Below are 23,505 nucleotides of genomic sequence, written 5' to 3'. Positions count from 1 at the left end.
AATGATTATATAAAAAGGAAGAGTGACTTCATGAAACAAGCATATTTGATTATTGCGCATAATAAAATAGAACAATTAAAATTCTTAGTTTCTTTATTAGACTATGAAAAAAATGATATTTATATTTTGTTTGATAAGAAAGCACAGATTGATAGAGAGCTGAAGGAACAAATAGAGAGTGTTGTGAAGAAGTCTACATTATATTTCACAAAAGAGATACCAATCTATTGGGGAGATTATTCCCTAGTAGAAGCGGAGTTAGAATTATTTACAACTGCTCTGAAAAATAATGATTATAGTATGTATCATTTGTTGTCCGGAGTAGATTTACCCTTGGATACAGCAGAAAATATCTATAATTTTTTTGATGAGAGAAAAGATTATAATTTTTTAACGATGGTATCAGATGATTTATTTGAAAAAAATAAAATATATGAAAGAGTATCTTTTAAATACTTAGCTCCACACTTATCTAGTAGAAGTATTAATAATAAAATCTTAAAAAAAGGATTGAATATTTACAGAAGATTTGAAATAGAATTACAAAGAATGCTAAAAATTGATAGTTTTAAAAAATATAATATTGATTTAAAATATGCTTCAAACTGGTGCTCATTAAATCATAAAGCAGTTCAAGTATTAGTGAGAGAACAAGAGTTTATAAAAAGAGTTTTTAAAAAAACAAGAGTTAATGATGAATTGTTTATTCCAACAATATTAGAAAAAAATGATTTATTAAATAGCGTATATTCACTAAAACCGACAAATGATGAACCAACAGATTTCCAGGGCAATCTACGTTATATTAATTGGTGGGATGGAAGCCCATATACTTGGACAGATTCTGATGAAGATGTTGAACAACTTAAATATGGTAAAAAACAAGGACACTTATTTTCAAGGAAATTTGATATAGATAAATATCCAAAAATGAAAGAAATAGTATTAGAGATTATTAATTTAAAAATAGAAGGGGAATAACAATGGGTTCGAATCCTAAAGTATCAGTTATTGTTCCAATATACAATGTGGAAAAATACTTGAGAGAATGTTTAGATAGTATTCAAAGTCAAACGTACACAGATTTTGAGTGTATAATGATAAATGATGGTTCTGTAGATAAATCAAGAGAGATTGCAGAAAGTTATTTGAATGATAAACGATTTATTCTGGTTAACCAGAGTAATTCAGGACAGAGTGTAGCAAGAAACAAAGGGATAAAGATGTCCAGGGGAGAATTTCTTTGCTTTGTAGATAGTGATGATATTATCAATATAAAATTATTAGAAATATTGCTAGCTTATGAAAAGGACGACTATGATATTATAGAAGCTGACTTTACGACTAATAGGGAAAGATTTGATAATGAGAATTGTGAGAATGTAAGTATTATGTTTAAAGGAGAAGGAGAAGAAGTGTTAAAAGCATGTATAGATACATGGGCGATTACACATCAACCTGTAGCCAAACTATATAGAAAATCATTAATTGAATCAAATTTATTTCCTGAGGGCTTAATTTATGAGGATTTGTATACTGGGATTGCGGTATTAAAAGAAATAAGAAGAGCGATAAAGATTAATATTATTGGATATTATTACCGACCTAATCCCAATGGTACTATGAAGGGGAGTAATATCCAGAAGCAATTAGATATTTTTAAAATTTGTGAATTATTAGAAGAATACTATGCTAATAAACCGAATCTAAAACACTATATAAATACGGTTATTTTTCATAACATAGCACAAAGATATTTAGAAATAAAAAAATATACAAATGTATATGATGAAAAGTTTAATCAATGGTTAACTAAATATTCTAAGAATGCATATCCTAATAATCATTATTTAAAAACTTACAAAATTTATCCCAAAAAATTTTACTATGTAAAAAATTTAGAACAATTATGCAAACAGCTTGCAAAGAAATTAAAGAAAGGAATATTAATGTGGAAAAGATAACCTTAATAGTGCCGATTTATAATGTTGAGGATTACTTAGGGCAATGCCTAGATAGTATACAGAATCAAACTTATAAAAATTTTATGTGTATTATGGTGAATGATGGTTCAACAGATAATTCAAAAGAGATTGCTGAAAAATTTCTATCGGATAAAAGATTTATCTTAATAAATCAAGAAAATAAAGGATTAAGTGGTGCAAGAAATACAGGTCTAGATTATTTTTTTGAAAAATCGGTAGAACAACAGATAGGTAATTATGTTTCTTTTATTGATAGTGATGATGTAATATCACCTGATTATTTAGATTATTTTGTTGCGAATATTGAGCCCAATGTAGATATTATAGAAGCTAATATACATACATTTTTTGATGATGATATACCTGTATTTTCAAATGATGAGAAAAAAAGTGAATTTATTATAGAATCTGTTAAAGATAAACTAATAAATCAGTTGACTAAGGCTATAAGAGTGTCAATTTTTCCTAGATTGATACATAAGAGAGTTTTATCAACAAAATTTTTTCCCGAGGGAAAAATTTTTGAAGATTTAGCTGTGATGCCTATTTTAATCAAGGAATCAAAAAAATGGAAAAAGCTGCCTAGGGAAATATATGGTTACAGGATAAGGAAAGGATCGATAACAAATGCTAAGTTCTCTAAGAGAAATCTAGATATTTTTCCGGTATTAAATTCATTTAGAGAAAGTTTTAAAAATAGAAATAACGAAGAAAAAATACTTGTAGAAAAAATACGTTTAGATCACTTTAAATGGCATTATAGAACATTTGTTCCTGAGAAACATTATTTATCACCATTATATTTATATAATATTTTTAAAATAAAAGTAAAATTGAAAATACTTAGTAAGATATAGGTAGAAATATCTTGTTTTAATAACCTATATAGTTTTTTAGTATTAGTATGTTAAAACATAGAAAAAATATTTTTAAAAAATGAAAGGGAAAATAATGAAGAAAACAAGAACACAAAATGCAATTTTCAATTCAATTATATCTATCCTAGTTCAAATATTAAAAATTATACTTGCATTTGCTAATAGATCTATTTTTATCTATTATTTGGGGATAGTATATTTAGGATTAAATGGCTTATTTTCGAGTATCTTGTCAGTGTTATCACTTGCTGAACTCGGTATAGGTACAGCAATTGCTGTAAGTTTGTATAAACCATTAGTAGAAAACAATATTGCAAAAATAAATGCATATATGCAAATGTATAAAAGGATATATACAAAAATTGCAAGTATAGTCTTAATACTAGGAATAGTAATTTCATTCTTTTTACCTTATTTGGCTAGTGATATACAAATGACGTCAGAAATATATTATATATATTTTCTATTTTTAGCGAATTCAGTTATTAGCTATCTTTTCACTTATAAACGAGTACTTTTAGATGCTGATCAAAAAAGATATATTAATGTTACTACTGATTTTTCTATTTTTGTTTTAGGATCGATAGTTCAATGGGGAGCTTTATTTATTACTAAAAGTTATATTTTATTTTTAGTAATAATGATATTAATGACGATAATTTCAAATATTATAATCTCTGTAAAAGTAAATAAGATTTACGATTTTTTAAGTTCTGATATTATTGGTGAAGTTACTAAAATAGAAAGAAATAGTTTTTCTAAACATGTAAAAGGAACTTTTATTTCTAAAATAGCAGAAACTATCGTTATGAGTACGGATAATATACTAATGTCAATTTTTATAGGTGTCAGTACAGTGGGTATGTATTCAAACTATAATGTTATATTAGCTAATATACAGTCGATTATAGGTCAATTAATTTCGTCGATAAGTGGAAGTTTAGGAAATTTAATTCATTCGGAAGAGGGTAATGAAAAAGTAGAAAATATATTAAGAAAATATCAGTTTATTACTTTCTTGATTACATTATTTTCATCGTTAGGAATACTTTTATTCAGTAATATTTTTATTACGATTTGGTTAGGTAAAGAATATTTATTTTCTGTTAATATTATATTTATCATTACCTTGAATTTCTTTATAACGGTTTACCGAATGCCTTTTCTAACATTTATTAATAGTTATGGATTGTTTTGGGAACAAAAAACAAAGAATATAGTTGAGGCTATTCTTAATATGGTATTTTCATTAGGATTACTGATATATAGTGATTTAGGAATCATGGCAATATTAATTGGAACGATATTATCATCAATTTTTACAGTAGTGTGGTATGAACCATATTCTGTTTATAAGTTTGGATTAAAACGAAGTTCGAAAAGTGTTTTTAAAGTGATTGTAATGCATTATTGTTATGCACTTACTGTTCTAATTCTAACATACTTATTGATTACTAAATTTTTAGTAGTAGAGTCAATCTTGATACAAATAATATATTATATAATATTTTATATTTCATTATTTGTATTAACGATATCAGTATTTTGGAAAACAAAAGAATTGATTTTTGTAAGAGGGCTTTTAAGCAGAATGTTAGCTAAGTTTGCTAATAAGTTTAGAAAACAAAATTAGGAGGAACATATGTACGATTATTTAATAGTAGGAGCTGGATTGTCAGGTGCAATCTTTGCTCATGAAGCAACAAAACAAGGAAAAAAAGTAAAAGTAATAGATAAACGTAACCACATTGGTGGGAACATCTATTGTGAGAACGTTGAAGGAATCAACGTTCACAAATATGGTGCGCATATTTTTCATACTTCTAATAAAGAAGTTTGGGATTATGTTAATCAATTTGCTGAGTTTAACAACTATATTAATTCACCAGTAGCAAACTACAAAGGTAAATTATACAATCTACCTTTCAATATGAATACTTTCTATGGATTATGGGGAACAAAAACTCCTGCAGAAGTAAAAGCTAAAATCGCTGAACAAACAGCTCATCTGCAAGATAGTGAACCTAAAAACCTAGAAGAACAGGCTATTAAGCTTATTGGTACTGATGTATACGAAACTTTAATTAAAGGTTATACAGAAAAACAATGGGGACGTAGTGCTACAGAACTACCACCATTTATTATTAAACGTCTTCCAGTACGTTTCACATTCGATAACAACTACTTCAACGATCGATACCAAGGTATTCCAATCGGTGGATATAATGTTATTATTGAAAACATGTTAAAAGGAATCGAAGTAGAGCTAAATGTAGACTTCTTTGAGAAGCGTGAAGAGTTAGAAGCAAGTGCGAAAAAAGTAGTATTTACAGGAATGATCGATCAATACTTCGATTATAAACATGGAGAATTAGAATATAGAAGTCTTCGCTTTGAACATGAAGTACTAGATGAAGAGAATTACCAAGGTAACGCTGTAGTGAACTATACAGAACGTGAAGTTCCTTATACTCGTATTATCGAGCACAAACATTTCGAAAAAGGTACTCAAGAAAAAACAGTTATTACACGTGAGTACTCAGTAGATTGGAAACGTGGGGATGAACCATACTACCCAATTAATGATTCTAAAAATAATGAAATGTATCAAAAATATTTAGAAGAAGCAAAAGGTAAAGATGTTATCTTCTGTGGACGTCTTGCAGACTATAAATATTATGATATGCACGTAGTAATCGAAAGAGCTCTTAATGTAGTAAGAGAAGAATTAGGTAAATAATAAAAAACTGTAATACTTGAATTTAAACAAGTATTGCAGTTTTTATTATATTTCCCATTTGAAAACAGTCTTAAATGCAGTATTTAAATCAGTCATAAACACCCTATGAATGTCTTTAATATTTCTCACAGGTTGCTCAAGTTCAATAATATTCTTGAATCTTCTTTCGAATTTCTTATTACTCAGCATCTCGATAGCTTTCTCAAAATCGATTCTACCTGAACGCGATGACCCTATTAGTGTTAGTCCTTTTTCTAATATATCACGTGTATTGATATTTACTTTGTATTCACTAACTCCCATTAATACTAGGCTTCCTTGTGGTTTGATGTATTTGATTATGTCATTTATCGCATATCCACTACCATCTCCACCACAGCATTCTACACCGTGGTCGAAAGTTAAGTCTTTAGGAATATCATCAGTAATATATTTTTCTTTTGCGAAACTGAATAGTTCTAACTTCTCCCAGTGGCGACCTATTACGATTATCTCGCACTCTGGTAGAGTGTAGTTTATTATGTTCGCCATAACATAAGCAAGACTACCATCACCGATTATCGCTATTCTTTCTTTTTTACTATGTGAGTTTTTCAAGAATCTATCCATTGCGTGCATACCTACGCTTATGAACTCTGTAATAGCCGCAACAGAATCTTCCACACCATCATAAGCTACCACTCTATCTTTAGGTAAAGCTACGAACTCTCTCATGAATCCATCAAATCCACTTGAAAGAAAGTGTGTTCCTGGCATGTAGTTTTCATAGTATTCTTCGTCACTTTGTCTTGGTGGTTGGTTAGGTATCATTACTACCTTTTGTCCTACTTTATACATTCCTGTAGGATCTGCGATTACTATCCCTGCACATTCATGGATAAGTGCCATTGGTAGTTTTTTAGCCAGTACCTTTGGATCTCTTTTCCCTTGATAGTATCTTTGGTCTGCGTGACAAAGTGCCATATAGTTTGGACGGATGATGATTTTATCACCATCATTTATATTCTCTTCGTTGTATTTTACATTAATGAATTTCGGTTTAATTAATTGATATATTTGATTTATCATATTACTCGTCCTCTAGCATACTCTTAGCTATCTTAAGGTCAGTTACTGTAGTTATTTTAATATTAGAGTATTCTCCCTTAGCTAGTGCTACTTTTTTCCCTTTTATAACGAATATCTTACATGCGTCTGTAAGTATTTGTTTTTCTTCTTTGTCTAATGAGTTATATAGGTTTAGGAAATCTAAACATTTGAAACTTTGAGGTGTTTGACCTTGGTAGTAGTGAGCTCTGTTTGGAATGTTTGAAATATATTCTCCGTTAGTGCTTTCTACGATTGTATCTACTGCTTCTACTACTGTGTCTACTGCATCACTTTCTTTAGCTAGACGTATGTTGTCTTTAATAATTCTAAGTGTAATGAATGGGCGAACTGAATCATGAGTTACGATAATATCTTCATCAGTTAACGGTTTGTATTCATTAATTCTATTTATGATATTTTCAATCGTTGTATTTCTATCAACACCACCAGGTGTAATAATGATTTTATCAGCAAACGCTGAAACATATTGTTCAACTAAGTCTTCAGCATGAGATACCCAATCTTCATGAACACCGACTACGATTTTTTCGATTTCAGGTTCTAATAAGAACTTCTCAATTGTGTGAATAAGTATTGGTTTTTTACCTAATTCCAAGAATTGTTTTGGCATATTGCTTATTCCCATTCTAGTTCCTGTACCACCAGCTAATATTCCTGCGTATATCATTTTCTTCTCCTTTAAAATATTGTAAAATTTGTTACTAATCATTAATAATTATAGCATGAAAGATTAGAATTTCAAAAAATATCGATAACTAATATTAATACAAAAATAGTTGAATATAGCTATAAATTACGTATACTTATACTAGTAATAAAAATTTAGAAATCTCCTATTTTTAGGAGTTTCTCATATGTGATGAGGAAATATAATGAAAGTAATAAAAAATTATTTATATAATCTTTCGTATCAAATATTAACGATAATATTACCGATAATAACAGTTCCGTATGTTACGAGAATTTTTACGAGTGAAGCTTTAGGAAATTATGTATTTTATAATTCTATAGTAAGTTATTTTGCTTTATTTTCAATGTTAGGGATTGGAATATATGGTACTAAGCAAATAGCCGCTGCAAATGACGTGAGTAGTACGTTTTGAAATATTTATGTGATTCAGCTTATCTCAAGTGCATTAGCAATTTCTGTATATTTAATTGCGATATTCAGTATCCCACAGATGGGAGGAGTAATACCATTAATGGTAGGTGTTGTATTGTTTGAAAGAATGTTTGATATCTCGTGGTTATTTTCAGGAAAAGAAAACTTTAAGAAAATAACTTTACGAAATACAGTAGTAAGGTTAGTTGGAGTAATATGTATTTTTACCTTTATTAAAAGTAGTGATGGTCTATATCTTTATATTTTTTTAATCGTCACTATCAATTTTTTTGGGCAACTTGTAATGTGGGTTCCGGCGAAAAAATTCATAAAACGCCCTTCATTTAATACGAAAATAATGAAGAAAAACCTACATCCTATTGTACTTCTGTTTTTACCACAGGTCGCAATGTCACTTTATGTTGTATTAGATCGAACTTTACTTGGACTACTAGGATCATATTCAGATGTTGGGATTTATGAACAAGGACAAAAGTTAACAAGTATTCTTATTACAGTGGTTACTTCATTAGGAGTTGTAATGTTGCCGAGGGTTGCGAATCTTCTTTCTGAAAGAAGAGAAGAAGAAGCGCAAAATATGGTGAAATTCTCATTCATTCTGTACAACCTTATAATTTTCCCGATGATTTTTGGACTTATTGCGGTGAATGAAGTATTTGTTAAATTATTCTTAGGAAAAAACTTTCAGGATGTTAAGTATGTATTGTATATTATTGTATTTAATCTTATGTTTATAGGTTGGACGAATATCCTTGGATATCAAGTACTAGTAGTAAGAAATAAAAACAAGGAATTTATGCTATCGACAACGATTCCTGCCTTTGTCAGTGTGGCTGTTAATATTGCTGTTATTCCATTTTTCGGATATATCGGAGCGAGTATAACATCTGTACTTGTTGAAATTTTAGTATTCGCCATCCAATGGTATTATAGCCGTAATATTATTAACAAGAACTTATTGTTCAACAAAGATTTAGCAAAAATCATATTGTCATCCCTTGTAATGTTCGGAGCTGTAATGTTCTGTAAAATGACACTAGGATTTGATGGAATTGTAGGTCTTGTAATTTACCTTGCAGTCGGTGGAATTAGTTACTTAGGTATGTTATTCTTACTGAAAACAGTTAACATCAAAGAGATGAAGGCAATGCTGAAGTAGGTAGTAGAGTTTGGCTATATCAGATCTTATTAATCAAATTAAGAAATACCTATATCATTCTAATCGACTTCCTATGCGGACCTTAGGATGGATAACCCCTGTTGAGGAAAGGTAAGAGATACAGAGAAGCTAGCTTCTCTGTGTCTCTATCATATCAGGTATTTATTTTTAACTTTTTTGTTTCACATCATTTACAGAAGTACTATATATGCGTATATATATCGAAAAAATTTGGGTAGGTTTTATTTTTTTACTTTTAAATATTGTTTTAATCCAAGTTAATAAAGAAAGTAGTAAATTTCATAATAGAGAAGAATGTTATTCGTTAATTAAAGGCATACTTGTTTTTTTATGGGGATTAATGAAAGTTAGTCCTGTAATGTTTTTAATATGCAAAATTTGGTTAAATGCTTCTTGGAATGAATTGAAAATAGTCTTGATATTAGCTGTGCTAGTATTATTAGTAAAATGTCTTCTAAGTTTTGCTTTTAAAAGAAATATCGGATTGATAGAAACAATGATTCTCTATTTAATTATCTTTAGTTTTAGTTATTTGAAACTATGGTCGGTGATTATTTCGTATCTTGGATACAAGCTTATAGATTGGTTGGCATCAAAGAAAAGTTTGTATTATTTTTATAAAATGTCAAAGCCTCTGGAGGAAGACGAACCGGTAAAATTTGATGTTGATCCTGAAATGGAATTATTTTGGGAAAATAAAAAATCTGAAGTTTTATTTATAGTAATAGCAATTAATATTACCGTAGCAATACGAGAAAATATTTCTACATATATTAAAAGTTGTATTTATAAAATTTTATCGTATGATAAAATTAATATAACCATAGCTACTTTACTATTAACGTTTATAGTAGTAATTATTATCTATCTATTAATTAAGATAATAATTAAATCCAAAAAAGTGTCTGATAATATACCATTTTTTTCAAGTGTTATTTCGTAACAAAAAGCTTGGGCAAATAGTAAGCAAATTAAAGAAGATAAATCTAATAAAAGTGAAGAATAGAGGTTTTAATGTAGAAAGAGTTATAGAAAGGTTATCTTTTCTGGCTCTTTGTCAAGTTCGGGTCATAGGAAAAAATCACTCTAGAAATCTAGGTAGCATTTTGTTGCTTAGATTTTTTCTTACTTTCTTCAAGTTTGATATTATTTTTATATTCAGAAACAAATAATCTAGACATAATTAAAGGTTGTATACTAAATCCGGGACTGGAATTTTTTCCATGCCCTGAATTTAGTATACAACCTAATAATTTGAATTTAACCTTAATAGATCATAATTATTTAATGAATTTATTGTAGATTAAAAACTATTTTGCTATAATTATTAAATATAGGTAAATAAAGTAACTGCAATGAAGGGGCGATTAATATATGATAAAAAATAAAATTATTATGATAATAAAAGATAATATAACTAATGTCGATTATAGTTTTGTTTTGGGGGAATAATATGAGTGGTGATATTTTGAGTAGAAGTAATTTATTTTCAATATTAAAGAATAAAAATATTCGTATATTCATTATATTTTTTGTAATTATCGAAGGTCTTATTAGTTGTTTTAGTGTTAATTCGTTAATAATACTTAATGAAAACAGAGTATTATATGTTTCCTCTACTTTATCTCAAGTGGTAGCTACTTTATTTGGCTTATCTATTACTGGATATATTTTTCTTGATGGAAAATTAAAAAATGATGTTGAAGAAGACGAATCATTAATTGATATAGTAGCTGATTTGAAAGCTAACTATAAATTAAAAATTCTTTTTACTGGGAGTTTAACCTGTGTGAGTATCTTCCTATGCATAATAAATATGTGTTTGAGTGCAAATAACTTTATTTCAATTTTTGTTTTTGACAACAGTCTCGTTATTACTTTCTTTTCAATAGTGGAGATAATTTTGTTTGTAAAAAAAATTATTGATCCTGAAAAAATTCAAAAAGAAAGTTATATTGGGAAGAGACAGTTAGAGGAAAAACTAGAAGAGAAAACGGATAGTTTTTCTGAACAAAATAATAGTGACAAAGTAAGTCTAGAAGATTTTTTGAAAACTTATAATAGTATAGAAAGTAGTATATCGAACCTTGTAAGTTCTTCAGTAAAAATAGATGGCAAATATGCAAATATGTATCAAAACTTAAAAATATTACGATACGAAGGGAAAATAGATGCAAAATTGTTTGAAAAAATAAATGTTCTTAGAAGATATAGGAATTATTTAGTTCATGGTCAAGATATGATTATGGATGAGAAGGTGTACTATTTGGCAAAAGAAATAAATGAAGAATTAGAAAAGTTGCTGTAAGAAAAAATACTAAAAATTTAATGTCAAATATTAATATAAAAATGAATAGTTTATTAAAAACCTATAATAAGAATTACCTCAAAATAAGGATATAGATGTGATGAAACACCCTATCAGATATTGAATAGGTTGCTTCATCGCTAAATACTGAAGATTGTTCTGGCAAATGATATTTGAAGGGGGACTCCCACTTCTAGTAATGACAATGAAATAATTTCTAATTACTTTTTTCTAAGGATAGATAAATGATTTAATTTTTTGTCGATAACTTATGTTTATTCTAGTGTTCTAATAATAATTCTAGTTAATTTTCAGGAAGGATAGTGATTGAATTTGCTATTAGATCAGGGTATTTTGTGAAATATGTTAAATGTTGGAGATTATGAAATAAATTGATAAGTAGTATAATAAAGTAAATATATTATAGATTAAAAAACGTAAAAATATAGTTATATGATTACATGTAAAAAAAGAAAATTTATAAAAGAAATATAGAAAGCGGTTTCGATTTAAAGTTAAAATATTAATAATTTATTATGGAGATTAAAGTATGGATATAAAGAAAAGTATATTAGAATTATTAAAACCTGAATATAATATTAGATATTCGAATATGGCAATAGAGAAGTTAATACTTACAGTATTTCAACACTACTTAAAAAGACAGAATAAAGAAATGATACTCTCAAGAGACAGTTATCAAAGAATAACTTTTGATGCAGTACTGCCGGAGGGATTTGATACTGTCAGTGGAAAAGTAGATGTGGAATTAAAAATACATAGAAATACAGGTCTGATAATTAGAGAATTATACAATATTATAGGACGGATAGTAGTAAATGAAGATAATATAAGCACGTTATTATTGGTGATGGTTAATGAAATTCCCGATAAAATCAAACAAAAAATCTATAGCCAAACAGAACATTTAAATTTTAGAATAATAATTTGGGACATTGATGATGTTGTTGATATGTGCGGAAAAAATGAAGACTTCTTTTTTGAAACATATACTAATATAAATAATTTGTTACTTAATGATACTGTAAAAACTGGATTGTATAGGGATAGTGCTAATAATAAGCAAAAGAGAGATGAATATGTTAATCAACTTAGTCAAGAATACAGTAGGGATAATATTGTGTTATTTCTTGGGGCAGGAGTATCAGATGATGCCGGTATGCCTAAATGGAATAACCTTATTTCTGAATTATTTGTGACATTAATTGAAAGGAAACTCAGAGAAAATAATGTTGATATTCCTTCTGATAAGAAAGACAAAATAGTAGAGAAACTAATGGAGAAGAATAGTAGTTCACAATTATTTCAGACAAGATTGATAAGAAGTGGATTTGGAAATAGGTTTACTGATACAGTCAGTGATATTTTATATGAAAATTCTCATTCTACCTCTAGTTTAATAAATGAAATCTGTCAATTGTGCATTTCAAAACGTGGAAAAGTTGGAGTTCAAGCAGTTATTAACTATAATTTTGATGATTTAATTGAGAGGAATTTAGAAGAGTTAAGGGTTAAGTATCGTTCAATTTATGCAGAAGGAATGATTCCTGATAATGAAGAGGTTGGAATTTATCATGTACATGGATTTTTACCTAAGGATAAACAAAACTATAAGGATTTGGAGAAGTCTTTATTAGTATTTTCTGAGGAAGGGTATCATAAATTATTTTTAGAACCCTATAATTGGGCCAATATGATTCAACTTAATTATTTGATTAATAATACATGTATATTTATAGGACTATCAATGACAGATCCAAACTTAAGAAGATTATTGGAAATCGCAGCTCAAAAGAGTTTAGATATAGAAGAAAGATTGAAACATTATGTTATACTAAAAAGAACTGAGTTTAATGATGATAAAAATTTTGTAAGAGATGATAAAATAGTTAAATTTGAAAGAATATATGAAGTACTGCAAGAATCTTTTTTTGCAGAATTAGGGTTAAATATTATTTGGATAGATAATTTTTCAGAAATTCCTAATTTATTGAAAAAAATTAAAGAAAATAAATTTCTCAATGGTGAATGATAAATAATAGTATAGAATTTATTATAATAAGCTAGTTCATATTCGAAATGTAAAAGTCAATCGAAATATGTTAAAAAAAATTCAAAATAAAGATGTATATTTTATTTATCCGTAAATTCCTAAAGTAATTCCGATTCAAATAGAAAACTTGAATTTAACTTGAGACTAATTTTTTAGGCTCTGTATCAAATTCGATTGATTTTGAAAATTAGGAGGAAGCTATGCTATATTAAGTAGTATAGCTTTTTGCAGTATCGAGATTTTTGTGTAAACATAATCTAGTGTTTTAAATAAAGTTGACTATTTAATAATTATAGTTGTTTACAGGGTTAGATAATTGATTGAAATAAATAGCTGATTGTTAAAAGTTTTAAAAGAAAAAGTAATAAAGAGCTACAATGCGTTCGAATGGGTGGTCGAATAAAAGTTTATAATAAAGCTGTAGAGTCAATTTATTTTTCCGTAGGCAGTCGAATAAATAGAAATTATTAACAACTTATCCACGACAGATTTTTTTAAAAATAAATGTAATAAAGAATAAAGGAACATAACCATAATCTTCTATATAATGTTTTACTGTGCCGTTCTTATCAACCTTATCATGAATTGTTTTTGTTAGGATTGATATTTGTTGTAATACTTTTTTTGGACTATTAATGTTGTAATTTTGTATTTCTAAATATGAATTTGGTTTTGGATATTTTTTGAAAACTCATGTGATAGTACAGTCTTAAATGAATTTTCAAAAATTAGAATATATTTTAAGAACAGTATTCTTAGTTCTCTATCAAATAAAAATAATGATTGCAATTCATTAAAATGAGTATTAGGTAAATATTTTTTTGGAATTTGAGGAGTATCATCTGCACCTTTTTCTAGAAACAGACCTTTGTAATCGTTTAATACATTATAATAGTCTTCTTGTTCTAAAAATTTCTTTGGTTGTCCATTTGTGGGGACAACGAGCCCCCCTTTTTTTTAGTATTTTTAATTGTTGGTTAAGTGTTTTATAATCTTTCATAATTTATTCTCCAAAAAAAATGGTCAGGACACCGTATGCTTCCTGACCTAATCTTATAATCAAATTGTATATCTTTAATTCTTAGATGTCAAGTATTATAACTATAGTTTATGACTTTTGTGAATGAAAAGTGATAATGTTTTAAGTAGAGAAAAGGTAGTCCAACATATGGACAGTGGGAGAGTTTTATTCTCTCAGGTCATAACAAAAGGCAACTTTTAGTTCCTAGAGGATTTGCTCATGGTTTTGCGACATTAACACCAAATGTTAACTTCATGTATAAGTGTGATAATTATTATAATGTAGAAGCAGATGCAGGAATTGCATTCGATGATGAAGTGCTAGGAATTGATTGGCAGATCGATTTATCAAAAGCTATTATTTCAGAAAAAGATAAAAAACTTCCTACATTCAAGGAATTTGAAAAGGACAATGATTTTAAGTATGGGGAAGTCTAATTGTAATATGTTTTTAGGTGTATTCAAAAAATCCTAGACGTTTATGAAAATGCGTAGGTGAAGTGGTTTATTGATAACTAAATTTTCTTCATAAGAGATTTCTAGATATATGATGAATTTTGTGGTGATGATTCGATAATCAAAATCACGATTTATGAGTCTCTCGTTTTTTGAAAAAATTTAAGTTGTAATGTTTATATAAGTAATTCCTTCCTATGAGTGTAGCGATTCATAGTTTAGAGGAATTTATCCTTTATGAAATATATCACTATATCTGACCTTTGAATTAATTGACAATAAGAAAAGGTATGTGGTAAAATATAGGAAAGTGAATTGGACGATTATATTCACATGCAACCACGAAAAGCAACTGAAAGGCGATTCAGTTGCTTTTTTATATGTATTAACATACCACTTTGTATGAGAATAAATATTTATACATGAGTGAATAACATGTACATCGTGCCTAAATAGGGCTACTTTTTCTTGGGAGCAACTCAAAAATCGTGATTTCGAAGAAATCGATTTTGTCGAGTTGCCCCCGCACAGGTTATTAGATGTCTAAAGAGCTTTTGCAAAGCGAATTTAGATATCAATAAGCCACTGCGTCTAAATTTAATTTTGTTTACTTTGTAAAAGGCTACTTTATGAGCTAGTAGCCTATCTTTATTATTATAGCACTAGAAGTCATATCAGAAAAGGATCTCTATTTATAATTATAAGGAAAATTATCTTTTTAAGATTATGTAAATGGATAGAGAATTAGAGGAATATCTTTTCGGATTAATTGACAACTAGAAAAGGTGTATGTTAGAATATAAATAAGTGAATTGGACGATTATATTCACATGAGACCACGAAAAGCAACTGAAATGCCGTTCAGTTGCTTTTTTATATGTATTAACATACCACTTTGTATGAGAATAAATATTCATACATGAGTGAATAACATGTACGTCGTGCCTAAATAGGGCTACCTCCTCTTGTTGTTTTTATCATTTAGGAAATAAAAATATTCTATAAATAGGAGAACAATTCCCACAAATAGTCCAACAAGAATTTGGACGATTATATCGTACATGCAACCACCTCCTTTTGGAGCTAGTAGCCTACTTTTATTATATCACCATAAATCATCTTAGAAAAGGTTTTCTTATTTATGTTGAGATTAAAATTGCATTTTTAAGATTATGTAAATGGATAGAGAATTAGAGGAATATCTCTTCGAATTAATTCATAACAAGAAAAGGTGTATTGTTGAACGAAATAGAGTAAAGAGTGTGCGTGGTATCCTAAGGGTTGTATCTATTTTTAGGTTATTACGTAAAGTCATAAAGAATTTTATCTTGTTAAATATGAGATGAGATTCTTTTTATGTTAATTGTAATAAATTATTTTATATTTATTAATTTAATTATTTCTTAACTGTTATGTTTGTATTATATTGTGTTTTGATGTAGAATAAAGTTGGAGAGGTAGTGAATTTTATAAAGATTTTCTTACAAAAGACGATTGTTGAAATCGCTGTAAACTTTATAGAATTACTCAAAACAGCAAAGGGAGGGAACAGGCATGAATAGTAAAAAAATTATAAAATTTCCTGTTGATAGAAAAGGATACACAGGAATAAGAAGTCGTAAATATAGAGATTTTAATCTCAATCAAGGTTATGGTGAAATACAGTTCTCTTCTAAAGAGATTGAGTCTGATTTTAATGAATCGATGAAACTTTTTGCGGAATTTATTGAGAATTTCGAAGATCCTAAATATGCATCTAATGTAAAAAATTCTATAGATTTATCTAAGTACAACGTAGATGCTAGGGTTTGGGAAATAGTTAGTAAAGATTGTACGGAATATGAAATTGAACAAGAATTAATACGACTAAAAGAAGAAGTATACACTTTCGAAGACGGTTTTGTTGATGGTAAACTACTTCCGATTAACTATCTTCATTTGAGAGTCTGTCATCACCTTGCGGAATTTTATTTAGGAAATAAGTTATATAATAAAGTTCAGAATGCATATCAGCCGTTTTATTTCGCTTTAGATATGGACAATGAGGTTATAATGCCGATGTATCACAATTTTGTTGTTGCTAGTCTTATATTGAATGATTTTACAGAGGTTAATCGTTACTATAAACTAGCGAATAAACATGGCAAAAATGATGATGAGGTTATTTTGTTATCGAAAGTTTTTTACCATTTGATGCAAGGAGAAGAGAAAGAAGCTGTTGCATTTTTCAGTAAATTGATTAAAGTTAATAAATATATTTCTGATGTTTTAGATAGAATAACTAATCCTAAGTTAATTAAGTTTAGTACGGATGATGATTGTAAGTATTTAGAGGCTCTTAATACTGTTATGAAGTTCGATTATTTCTTAAGTAAAGAGTACTATTTTGACTTTCTTATGCATGTTAGGGAAAGTGAATATGTTATTGGCGATGATTTGGATAAATATGCGGATCGTAAGGAAATAACAGTTGCTGATATGAAACGAGATAGATCGTTTATGGCTATCCGAGATACTGAATTAAAAATTATGCACGAGAACTTTTTACTAACAAAAGAAGATTTCTTAGAAATTACTAAGGCTGAGTTTTTGAAAATAAAAGGTTTAGGTAAGGGAACAATCAGGAACTTACATATGAATGGTGTAATGTTTGCTGATGATAGTGAGTTTGATATCCAGATGGAGCTAATGGAGGATGACTTATGGTAAAACGTGATAAAAAATTTGAATTATTGCTTAAAGAATTTTTAGAAACTGAAGGGAAGAATTTTCCTAATAGAGAAGATGCTATCGAGGTTTTTGAACATATTTATAATATGGTAAAAGATGGTTATGATGTAGATGGTCCTCTTGGTGATATTGTCGATGCTATTGATGATAGTGATATGAGTGTTTTTGACAAGGTTAATGCTTTACTAGAACTACATGAGGAAAATCACAGTGGTATAGAGATGGCTATTGAGCTTGGAGAGGATATTTTATATTCAGAAAGTGATGAAGATACTGAAGAGATGATATTAGCGGATGCTCTTGCAGGGTATTATGTCAAAGCAGGTATGTACGAAGAAGCTGCGAAATTGTATGAACTTTTATTAAAGGCTAGTCCGTCTGATTTTTCTGAGGTTACAGATGAACTGACACATGTTTATGTTCGCCTAAATAGAGATGACTTGATGAGAAATCATATTAAACGTTTCGATTATCTAGAATCAGAACCTACGTTGTTGCTTTTAAGTATCTTTAGTATAAATCAAGGTAAATTTGATGAAGCTCATTATTATATGACGAAGCTTAAAGAACTTAATAAATATGTTGGTATAATCTTTAAAGGTGGTTTTGAGAAAGTTGAAAGCTTTATAGAGGGAACTCTGCAAGATGAAAAAGATTTGCAAAAACCCGAAGTATTCGAAATGCATTTCGTAGCTAATATAGCTAAAGATTACCTTATTAGTAAATACCATTATGAATTGTTAGAAAAATTCTATAAAGAAGAAATTGAAAAAAGAGTAATTCTGATAGTGGAAGGTCGTCTGAATATTTCCAAGGAAATGATGAAAGAAGATCCAATTTTCGCTGGTATGGAAAGACAATTAAACAAGTTTATTGGTGCTGAATTGTATAATAAAGAAATTATTGAATCTTATACAGAAAAAGAACTGAAAAAGCTAGGTGGTATAGGTGCTACAGTTATCCAAAATCTAAAAAATAACGGAGTTAAGTTTAAAAAAGACTAGAGGTTTTTGTAGGAAGAAAAATAACTTGTCTTCGATATCATGTATATACACGCTAAACAATAACTCGTTGGCTGGATCGTTATACAAAAACAAAAATTCAGTGCAGGGGTACTTGTACATATAAAAATAAAAAATCTGGGAAGTGAATCTAAAGTGATTCGTAGTTTCCCAGATTTTTTTGTTATTCAAATATCTTAGCTAAAAAGTCATCACTAAGCGTATATATTTTTGGTTTCTTCTTAATTACTGTAATCTTGTCTTCATTATCTTCTAAATATTTATTTAGAGTTTTTGTAGAAATTTCTAAAATATTAGAAACTTCTGTATGACTTATTAAAGCATCTTTAGCACTAAATAAATGACTTTGTAGAAGTAAGAATAGTATATTTTTAAGTGTATCGTCAGCGATATTATCATTAATATAGTTTCTTGCTGTGAACATTTTTTCGATATTTTCGGTTAGGAAAGATAATATATGTTCTTGACCTGAAACTAAAAGCTCTAAGTTCTCTTTAACAAATAGAGTCATATCACCTTTGTTTAAAGGGTGTGATGTTTTCTCAAAACTCTTATAGTATTTATTTTTATTTCTATTAATACTGTATGAAAGAGTAATTGCCGTAAATATATCTACTACACTCGTAAGAGATTTGGCGAGTAAGTATCTACCTACACGACCATTTCCATCATAAAATGGATGAATGTATTCAAAATAATAGTGTCCAATAAAAATTTTATATAGTTTTGGTAAGTTGTCATAATTCATAAACCTAATTAAATCAGCCAGTCCGTTGTTGATATCATCTTCAGTTGCTAAACCATGGTGAATGATATCATTCCCAGCATAGATACTTACGCTTCCTTTTCTAAAAACTTCTCCATCTAAAATATTTTCTGTTGAAACCTCATCCCCAACGAGAACATCATAAATTTTTCTGAAATCTTTAGGTTCAAGTATTTGTACTTCTTTGTCGAGGTAAGAATATAATGAAGCCATACCAGCAAAACGTCTAAAGTTAGGAGAAGTGCTATCTTTTTTAGAAAGTGCTTCGCTAATCTCTTTTTTAGAACTATGAATACTTTCGATTTCATTAGTGCTTTGAAGTTCGTTGATAAGCAACAAATTAAAGAACTTTTCTTGTGCAGCTTCTGGAAGCATACTTTGTTTCGCAATAATCTCAGCACTATTTGTATGAATTTTCTCTAGAATTAAGATCAATTCTGCAGAGTTATATATAAATAATGGATACTCTTCTGGTTTTCTTATCCCCTTAATAAAGGGATTGATTTTAAGCGAAGTAACAGAACTAGAAGGAGAATGGATTCTATTGTTATATTCATTTTCTATATCTAAATTCATATGAAATAATTTCTCTAGAGGATAATACTTATTCATATAAATCACCTACTTTAATATATTTTTAATAATTATAACATATTCAAAATGGAAAAAACAGGTAAAATTTCCATTTTGAGGTCAAAAATCCAATTCAAAATGGAAAAAACAGTCAAAATTTCTATTTTGAGACCAGAAAAGTAATTCAAAATGGAAAAAATAGTAAAAATTTCCATTTTGAGATCAGAAAAGTAATTCAAAATGGAAAAAACAGTCAAAATTTCCATTTTGAGGTCATAAAATCAATCCAAAATGGAAAAAACAGTCAAAATTTCCATTTTGAGGTCATAAAATCAATCCAAAATGGAAAAAATGGTCAAAATTTCTATTTTGAAATCAAGGTGTAAGTCCCCCCCTCACTCCCAAAATAAGTTATAATAAAAACCTCCCGTATGAATTTACTCAAAAGATGTTATTTTGAATAATTTTCGTAATGGAGGTTGTGTTGAATATTATAATTCTTTAATTTAATAGTATAGTAAGATAAAAATATTCATAGTGCTTTGATTATAACTTAAATTATGATTGATTCTATTAATTTTTTTATTAACGTTTCGAATACTCAACAGCTCTTGCTATTTTTGGTTTTGCTGGATTTTTATCTATATTATTTTCTTCTAATAGTTTCTCAAATGCAGCTAGTCCTGATTCGTAATCTTTAGTCTCGAATTCTAGTTCATAATCGACAATATCGTTAATAAATGTTGTTTTGTCAAGAACTAGTAAGCCCTCTTCTAAAGTTACTTCATGTCTTAATGTTTCTATTTTTTGTATTAGCATCGGAGTTTTAATCTTCACGTTCATTCGCTCTAGTTCTACGATAATCTCATTTGGTAAAATCGGTAGTACCGTTGGTTCTTTTGGATATCTTTCATCAAGCGGTACATTTATTTCAACATTTTGAGTTTCACCTTTTATCTTCAGAGTCATCTCCGTTTTTTTGTTAGTATATCGGATTCTTAGTGCAGCTCCAATTTTTTTGAAACTTTCGTCTGCATCATCATAGTAGAAATTTTTGTTAATTATTTCTTCAGAATTATTCAGGTCGTAATTTTCGTATAGTACGTAGTATTGATCTTTTGTCAGTAAGTTTTTAAATTCTATTTCTATTTCTCGCATGAGATTTCCTTTCTTTTTTCAATCGCAATAATAAATGGCGCATTGTTTTTCTGATTTATGAATTGATAAATTAGCACTTCAGCTTCTTTTTGGTCGAGGTTTTGAAGTTCGGTTAACAATGCTTCTTTTTCAACCTTACCATTCTCATGCCCCCAGTAGACGACGATGATGATTCTACCACCAACTTCTAGATGTAGTAAAAATTTCTTAATAGTCGCAAGTGTTGTCTCAGCTAATGTTGTAATCTCGTGATCAGCATTGGGTAGGTATCCTAGATTAAAGACAACAGCACGGATTTTTTCGTTTATGTATTTGTCAAATTCAAAATGAGAATCAAGAATAATCTCACATTTATCAGCTAGTTCTGCTTCTTTAATAAGGTTTGTTGTATTTTCTATTGCCAATTGTTGGATATCAAATGCATAAACTTTTTTCGCTGAAGTTTTCGCGAGAAACAATGTATCATTTCCATTTCCAGCAGTAGCGTCAACAACGATTGAATTTTTATCTATAACTTCTTTTAATAATTTTTTGCTAAAAGCTAATACTTTATCCATATTATTATCCTTATTATAAAATTATTTTTCTCTATCTGCCTTCATTTCTGAAAGGATGTCGCTAAGTTCGTAGTAGTTGTCGCTTGCGATTGTAAAATCTAGTGATGTATGGATAATCCCGGCTAATAGTTTTGAATTATCACTTGTATAGTCTTCTTCTCTGTCTAAGTTTGCTTTAAGACCAGCCACAAGTTTTTCTAATTTATCTACTAAATCAGCCTCTGTAATATCATCATATTCATCGAAATCTTTAGTGTAGTCTTTAATATTAAAGCTAAGACCATCTTTTAATGGTGAAATGTATAAAGCACGTAAGTTATTCACTTCTTCTCCAACCGCAGCTGAAAGTTCATGTAGAGGTGCAGTATAAATTTTTTCATCTACAGCACCAGCTTGCTCGATAACTTTAACTTCATGGTCGTAAGGATAGAAAGACATAAGCTCATCCGATACATTCGCTGCAGTCAAATCATCATAACATTGTGTTATAAGTAGATGTTGTAGAGGATTAACCTGTTTTAATGTTTCTAATGCAGTAGCATCTACAAGAGAAAATCCTTCTACAGGATCGAATTGTGCTGCATTGAAGCAAGAATCTAGAAAGCTCTCTCCACCAACAATTTTAACATCTTTTCCGCTATTTATTAGAAGTTGAGTAGTTAACTCGGCAACCATTGGATGCCCTGGAACAAGATACATCACATCATTATTTTCAGCAGCTTCAAGAATGTAGTTTGCAATACCGTTATAAGTATTCTCGAAATTTTCACTTTCTGTATAAAATCTATCGCATGTTTCAAATGTGATGTTGTTTTCATCTAAGAAAGAAATCGCAGGATGCTCTTTAGTACGTGCGATAACCTTCGCATTCGTGTTATTTAGTAAAAGTTGTTTAATATTTTCTTTAATATTTGAACTATCATTCGGTCCAAGTCCAATAATATAAATCATAAATTTCTCCTTATTATAGGTATAGTCTATTTTTCTAATCTTAAAGAGGGTGTGGTTAGAAAATCGTGATTTCTGAGAGATTGATTTTGCCTAATTACCCTCATTCTTTAACATAGTTATTATAACATAAATAGCCTATCGATTGATTAAAAACATTTCTAACATAAAATAAGAAGAGAGAACTGAACTTTTAATGTTGAAAAAAGATAGAAAATATAAATATTAATTATATGTTTTACATTGATAAACAACTATGTTTACTACAGTATAGAGAAGAAAAATTCCCGTGGTGAGCAAAGTTGCTTGAGGAAATGTTAGAAAATAGATAATTTTAGAGTTAAATTGTTATAAAGAAAAAGATTAATATGTATCTAAATACTGTAAAAACAAGGGTTATAAAATTATCAGCGAGAAAATAAAACATTAAATTTTTGACTATACAAGAATAAGGGAAAGTGAAAATATTTTCGAGTTAAAAGATTTTTAAAATATTAAAAATAAGAGGTGAAAGCTTGATATGTTTAGATTTACATATAATTAGCAAAGTGATATAATTGAATTATAATAATATATTTATAAGGAGGAATTGAATATGTCAATAAAAGCGTTAAAAGTTGCTAAAGCAGCACTTAAAACACCAGGGGTATTTGCAGGAGGAGTAGCATTCGGAACTTTCGGTCTTAAACTTTTATCAAGCAAAGATGCTAAGAAAGGTTACTCAGTTGTTTTATCAAAATTATATAAAGCAAAAGATGGAGTAGAAGGAACTGTTTCAAACATCAAGCAACATGCTGATGATGTAGTGGCAGATGCTAAAGACTTATACGAAAAAGAAAAAAGAGAAAGCAATCTTCAAGAATTAGAGGCAAAATAA

The 23,505-nt window shown here is 28.6% G+C and carries 17 protein-coding genes and 3 pseudogenes; 13 read left to right on the top strand and 7 right to left on the bottom strand.

Features of this window, described 5'->3' with window-relative positions; translation table 11 throughout:
- The first annotated feature begins 30 nt into the window (after positions 1-30).
- From FOC48_RS08075 to glf, 5 genes are all read left to right on the top strand, one after another.
- Complete coding sequence (locus FOC48_RS08075; RefSeq protein WP_003147712.1) at positions 31-981, top strand: beta-1,6-N-acetylglucosaminyltransferase; 951 nt, start codon at positions 31-33, stop codon at positions 979-981.
- A gap of 2 nt (positions 982-983) precedes the next feature.
- Positions 984-1,964, top strand: coding sequence for a glycosyltransferase family 2 protein (locus FOC48_RS08070; RefSeq protein ID WP_003147713.1), 981 nt, complete (start codon positions 984-986; stop codon positions 1,962-1,964).
- The gene (locus tag FOC48_RS08065; protein ID WP_003147714.1) at positions 1,952-2,842 is read left to right on the top strand and encodes a glycosyltransferase family 2 protein; all 891 of its coding nucleotides are present in this window, start codon (positions 1,952-1,954) and stop codon (positions 2,840-2,842) included. The genes FOC48_RS08070 and FOC48_RS08065 overlap by 13 nt, the downstream gene beginning before the upstream one ends.
- 94 nt (positions 2,843-2,936) lie before the next feature.
- Positions 2,937-4,496, top strand: a complete 1,560-nt coding sequence (locus FOC48_RS08060) for a lipopolysaccharide biosynthesis protein (RefSeq protein ID WP_003147715.1) — start codon at positions 2,937-2,939, stop codon at positions 4,494-4,496.
- Positions 4,497-4,505: 9 nt separating this feature from the next.
- Entirely contained in the window at positions 4,506-5,603 is a 1,098-nt protein-coding gene (glf, locus tag FOC48_RS08055) for a UDP-galactopyranose mutase (RefSeq protein WP_003147716.1), read from the top strand.
- Positions 5,604-5,648: 45 nt separating this feature from the next.
- Here the strand turns inward: glf and FOC48_RS08050 are convergent, their stop codons facing one another.
- Together FOC48_RS08050 and FOC48_RS08045 are read right to left on the bottom strand one after the other, a co-directional pair.
- On the bottom strand, positions 5,649-6,671 hold the full coding sequence (locus tag FOC48_RS08050; RefSeq protein ID WP_003147717.1) for a ribitol-5-phosphate dehydrogenase: 1,023 nt from the start codon (positions 6,669-6,671) through the stop codon (positions 5,649-5,651).
- 1 nt (position 6,672) lies between these two features.
- Complete coding sequence (locus tag FOC48_RS08045) at positions 6,673-7,380, bottom strand: IspD/TarI family cytidylyltransferase (RefSeq protein WP_003147719.1); 708 nt, start codon at positions 7,378-7,380, stop codon at positions 6,673-6,675.
- 205 nt (positions 7,381-7,585) lie between these two features.
- Between FOC48_RS08045 and FOC48_RS08040 the strand changes: the two are divergent.
- The 4 genes and pseudogenes from FOC48_RS08040 (at position 7,586) to FOC48_RS08025 (ending at position 13,377) form a co-directional block, all read left to right on the top strand.
- Positions 7,586-8,995, top strand: a pseudogene (locus FOC48_RS08040) (oligosaccharide flippase family protein).
- 208 nt (positions 8,996-9,203) lie between these two features.
- Entirely contained in the window at positions 9,204-9,959 is a 756-nt protein-coding gene (locus FOC48_RS08035; protein WP_003147723.1) for a hypothetical protein, read from the top strand.
- Positions 9,960-10,469: 510 nt separating this feature from the next.
- On the top strand, positions 10,470-11,324 hold the full coding sequence (locus FOC48_RS08030) for a hypothetical protein (protein ID WP_003147724.1): 855 nt from the start codon (positions 10,470-10,472) through the stop codon (positions 11,322-11,324).
- 550 nt (positions 11,325-11,874) lie between these two features.
- Positions 11,875-13,377 (top strand): SIR2 family protein, encoded by a 1,503-nt coding sequence (locus FOC48_RS08025; protein ID WP_003147725.1) that lies wholly within the window; start codon positions 11,875-11,877, stop codon positions 13,375-13,377.
- Between the two features lie 675 nt (positions 13,378-14,052).
- Here the strand turns inward: FOC48_RS08025 and FOC48_RS10180 are convergent.
- Positions 14,053-14,301, bottom strand: a pseudogene (locus FOC48_RS10180) (Abi family protein); the annotation flags it as partial.
- A gap of 246 nt (positions 14,302-14,547) precedes the next feature.
- Here FOC48_RS10180 and FOC48_RS08015 point away from each other — a divergent pair.
- The 3 genes and pseudogenes from FOC48_RS08015 to FOC48_RS08005 form a co-directional block, all read left to right on the top strand.
- Positions 14,548-14,856, top strand: a pseudogene (locus FOC48_RS08015) (dTDP-4-dehydrorhamnose 3,5-epimerase family protein); the annotation flags it as partial.
- A gap of 1,572 nt (positions 14,857-16,428) precedes the next feature.
- Positions 16,429-17,583, top strand: a complete 1,155-nt coding sequence (locus FOC48_RS08010) for a hypothetical protein (RefSeq protein ID WP_003147727.1) — start codon at positions 16,429-16,431, stop codon at positions 17,581-17,583.
- Positions 17,577-18,608 carry a tetratricopeptide repeat protein gene (locus tag FOC48_RS08005; RefSeq protein WP_003147728.1) on the top strand — a complete coding sequence of 344 codons (1,032 nt, stop codon included), beginning with the start codon at positions 17,577-17,579 and terminating at the stop codon, positions 18,606-18,608. Before FOC48_RS08010 ends, FOC48_RS08005 begins: the two co-directional genes overlap by 7 nt.
- Before the next feature lie 181 nt (positions 18,609-18,789).
- Here the strand turns inward: FOC48_RS08005 and FOC48_RS08000 are convergent, their stop codons facing one another.
- The 4 genes from FOC48_RS08000 to FOC48_RS07985 form a co-directional block, all read right to left on the bottom strand.
- On the bottom strand, positions 18,790-20,004 hold the full coding sequence (locus tag FOC48_RS08000) for a Fic family protein (protein ID WP_003147730.1): 1,215 nt from the start codon (positions 20,002-20,004) through the stop codon (positions 18,790-18,792).
- 546 nt (positions 20,005-20,550) lie between these two features.
- Positions 20,551-21,123 (bottom strand): CYTH domain-containing protein, encoded by a 573-nt coding sequence (locus tag FOC48_RS07995; protein ID WP_003147731.1) that lies wholly within the window; start codon positions 21,121-21,123, stop codon positions 20,551-20,553.
- Positions 21,111-21,680, bottom strand: a complete 570-nt coding sequence (locus tag FOC48_RS07990; protein ID WP_003147732.1) for a tRNA 5-(aminomethyl)-2-thiouridylate-methyltransferase MnmM — start codon at positions 21,678-21,680, stop codon at positions 21,111-21,113. The genes FOC48_RS07995 and FOC48_RS07990 overlap by 13 nt, the downstream gene beginning before the upstream one ends.
- Before the next feature lie 21 nt (positions 21,681-21,701).
- The gene (locus tag FOC48_RS07985) at positions 21,702-22,631 is read right to left on the bottom strand and encodes an SAM-dependent methyltransferase (protein ID WP_003147733.1); all 930 of its coding nucleotides are present in this window, start codon (positions 22,629-22,631) and stop codon (positions 21,702-21,704) included.
- A gap of 592 nt (positions 22,632-23,223) precedes the next feature.
- On the opposite strand from FOC48_RS07985, the gene FOC48_RS07980 reads away from it, so the two are divergent.
- The gene (locus FOC48_RS07980) at positions 23,224-23,505 is read left to right on the top strand and encodes a DUF6110 family protein (protein ID WP_003147734.1); all 282 of its coding nucleotides are present in this window, start codon (positions 23,224-23,226) and stop codon (positions 23,503-23,505) included.

It is taken from the genome of Gemella haemolysans (assembly GCF_012273215.1).
GTDB lineage: Bacteria > Bacillota > Bacilli > Staphylococcales > Gemellaceae > Gemella > Gemella haemolysans_A.
This window is presented reverse-complemented; position numbering and strand designations above follow the sequence as displayed.

Excerpts from the sequence above, each read along its gene's own strand:
- FOC48_RS08075 (WP_003147712.1), top strand. The coding sequence starts at position 31 with ATGAAACAAGCATATTTGATTATTGCGCATAATAAAATAGAACAATTA.
- FOC48_RS08070 (WP_003147713.1), top strand. The coding sequence starts at position 984 with ATGGGTTCGAATCCTAAAGTATCAGTTATTGTTCCAATATACAATGTG.
- FOC48_RS08060 (WP_003147715.1), top strand. The coding sequence starts at position 2,937 with ATGAAGAAAACAAGAACACAAAATGCAATTTTCAATTCAATTATATCT.
- glf (WP_003147716.1), top strand. The coding sequence starts at position 4,506 with ATGTACGATTATTTAATAGTAGGAGCTGGATTGTCAGGTGCAATCTTT.
- FOC48_RS08050 (WP_003147717.1), bottom strand. The coding sequence starts at position 6,671 with ATGATAAATCAAATATATCAATTAATTAAACCGAAATTCATTAATGTA.
- FOC48_RS08045 (WP_003147719.1), bottom strand. The coding sequence starts at position 7,380 with ATGATATACGCAGGAATATTAGCTGGTGGTACAGGAACTAGAATGGGA.
- FOC48_RS08035 (WP_003147723.1), top strand. The coding sequence starts at position 9,204 with ATGCGTATATATATCGAAAAAATTTGGGTAGGTTTTATTTTTTTACTT.
- FOC48_RS08030 (WP_003147724.1), top strand. The coding sequence starts at position 10,470 with ATGAGTGGTGATATTTTGAGTAGAAGTAATTTATTTTCAATATTAAAG.
- FOC48_RS08025 (WP_003147725.1), top strand. The coding sequence starts at position 11,875 with ATGGATATAAAGAAAAGTATATTAGAATTATTAAAACCTGAATATAAT.
- FOC48_RS08010 (WP_003147727.1), top strand. The coding sequence starts at position 16,429 with ATGAATAGTAAAAAAATTATAAAATTTCCTGTTGATAGAAAAGGATAC.
- FOC48_RS08005 (WP_003147728.1), top strand. The coding sequence starts at position 17,577 with ATGGTAAAACGTGATAAAAAATTTGAATTATTGCTTAAAGAATTTTTA.
- FOC48_RS08000 (WP_003147730.1), bottom strand. The coding sequence starts at position 20,004 with ATGAATAAGTATTATCCTCTAGAGAAATTATTTCATATGAATTTAGAT.
- FOC48_RS07995 (WP_003147731.1), bottom strand. The coding sequence starts at position 21,123 with ATGCGAGAAATAGAAATAGAATTTAAAAACTTACTGACAAAAGATCAA.
- FOC48_RS07990 (WP_003147732.1), bottom strand. The coding sequence starts at position 21,680 with ATGGATAAAGTATTAGCTTTTAGCAAAAAATTATTAAAAGAAGTTATA.
- FOC48_RS07985 (WP_003147733.1), bottom strand. The coding sequence starts at position 22,631 with ATGATTTATATTATTGGACTTGGACCGAATGATAGTTCAAATATTAAA.
- FOC48_RS07980 (WP_003147734.1), top strand. The coding sequence starts at position 23,224 with ATGTCAATAAAAGCGTTAAAAGTTGCTAAAGCAGCACTTAAAACACCA.